The 2,387-nt window shown below is 64.8% G+C and carries 1 protein-coding gene; it reads right to left on the reverse strand.

What is annotated here, in order from left to right; translation table 11 throughout:
• Positions 1-43: 43 nt before the first annotated feature.
• Positions 44-1,927, reverse strand: a complete 1,884-nt coding sequence (locus AC07YH_RS18010; protein ID WP_494748379.1) for a ribonucleoside-diphosphate reductase subunit alpha — start codon at positions 1,925-1,927, stop codon at positions 44-46.
• Positions 1,928-2,387 lie beyond the last annotated feature (460 nt).

Genomic DNA, 2,387 nt, shown 5'->3' on the forward strand with positions numbered 1-2,387 from the left:
CGCGCCCCCCCGTCACTTTGTTCAGATTGTCCGCGTCAGGCGCTTACTGACAAGCCAGGCACTCGTCATAGTCGGTCTTTTCCGGAACGTCGAAGCCGTTGGCGACCTTCTCGGCCTTGTCTTCGGCGCCGGCATAGGCCGCGCGCTGCACCGACTTGGAGCGCAGGTAGTAGAGGCTCTTCACGCCCCGCTCCCAAGCCTGCCAGTGCAGCATGTGCAGGTCCCACTTATCGACATCGCCCGGCAGGAAGATGTTGACCGACTGGCTCTGGCAGATTTCCGGCGTGCGGTCGGCGGCCAGCTCGACCACCCAGCGCTGATCCAGTTCGAAGGCGGTCTTGAAGACGTCCTTGTCGTCCTGGTTCAGGAAGTCCAGGTGCTGGACCGAGCCCTCGTGCTCCAGGATCGAACCCCACACCGCGTCGGTGTTGTGGCCCTTCTCCTCGAGCAGCTTCTCCAGATAGGGGTTCTTCACCGCGAACGAGCCCGACAGGGTCTTGTGGGTGTAGATGTTGGCCGGGATCGGCTCGATACCGGCCGAGGTGCCGCCGCAGATGATCGAGATCGAGGCGGTCGGGGCGATGGCCAGCTTGTGCGAGAAGCGCTCGACCGAGCCACGATCGGCGGCGTCTGGGCACGGGCCCTTCTCTTCGCCCAGCGTGATCGAGGCCTTGTCGGCCTCGCGGCGCAGGTGCTTGAACATCCGCATGTTCCAGCTCTTGGCCAGGGCGCTCTCGAACGGCACGTTCTGGCTCTGCAGGAAGCTGTGGAAGCCCATCAGGCCCAGGCCCACCGAACGCTCGCGCATGGCGGCGTAGACGGCGGTCGAGGCCGCGTCCGGCGCGCGATCGATGAAGTCCTGCAGGACGTTGTCGAGGAAGCGCATGACGTCCTCGATGAACGTCGGGTGGTCGCGCCACTCCAGATAGGTCTCGGCGTTGACCGACGACAGGCAGCAGACGGCGGTGCGCTCCTGGCCCAGGTGGTCGGTGCCGGTGTGCAGCATGATCTCGCTGCACAGGTTCGACTGGCGCACCTTCAGGCCCAGCTCGCGCTGGAACGACGGCATGGCCTTGTTCACGGTGTCGGAGAAGATCAGGTAGGGCTCGCCGGTCTGCAGGCGCAGCTCCAGGACCTTCTGCCACAGGGCGCGGGCGTCGACTTCGCGCAGGACCTCGTTGGTCTTGGGCGAGCGCAGGCCGAACTTCGCGCCATCGCGTACGGCGTGCATGAACTCGTCGGTGATCGACAGGCCGTGGTGCAGGTTCAGGGACTTGCGGTTGAAGTCACCCGAGGGTTTACGGATCTCGAGGAACTCCTCGATTTCCGGGTGGTGGATGTCGAGATAGACGGCGGCCGAGCCGCGGCGCAGCGAACCTTGCGAAATCGCGAGGGTCAGCGAGTCCATCACGCGGATGAAGGGGATGATGCCCGAGGTCTGGCCCTGGCCCTTGACCTTCTCACCGATGGAGCGGACGCCGCCCCAGTAGGTGCCGATGCCGCCGCCATTGGCCGCCAGCCAGACGTTCTCGTTCCAGACGTCCAGGATGCCGTCCAGGCTGTCGTTGACGGCGTTCAGGAAGCAGCTGATCGGCAGGCCGCGGTCGGCGCCGCCGTTCGACAGCACCGGGGTCGCCGGCATGAACCACAGGCGGCTCATATAGTCGTAGACGCGCTGGGCGTGCTCGGCGTCATCAGCGAAGGCCGTCGACACCCGGGCGAACATGTCCTGGTAGGACTCGCCCGGCAGCAGGTAGCGGTCTTCCAGGGTGGTCTTGCCGAAGTCGGTCAGCAGGGCGTCGCGCGAGCGATCGACCTGCACCTTCTGGACCAGCGCCAACTGCGGGCGCTTGGCGGGCTTGATGGCCGCCAGTCGGGCTTCGTTCCGAACGCTCGTCTTCGCCGCTTCACTGCCGTTCATGACCAATTCCATTGCTCAATCAGCGTGTTCCGGTGAAGGGATATGCCCCCGCCAGCCGCTATATCTTGTGGCTGAGGAGCCCCCTCAACCCACATATGGGGCCACAGTGGTGAATGACTCGTCAACGGCTCACCCCTGAGTTTTTCGTTAACAACCTGTGAACGGCGCGAACTTGCCTAGGCGGGACAAGGGGTTGCCTGGGCGAACTTTTTTCAGCCGCGACAGGACGCCGCAAGGCGCCCTCAGACATCCGCCCCCGGACAACGTCGTTCGCTAACAGGTAGGCCACAAGGGATAGTGGTCGGCGGTGGACGACGCTCGCCAGATCGCCTCATGAGCGAGCACAACGAAAGCCCCGCAAACCGGGCGTCTGGACAGGATGTGGGGTCGGAGGACGTCGCCACCAAGCGCTGCCGGAGGCCAGATTCGGACTTCAGGGGTCCCGACATAGAGAAAGGGGCCCCGC

This window comes from Caulobacter sp. GW456-12-1-14-TSB4 (genome assembly GCF_059424195.1).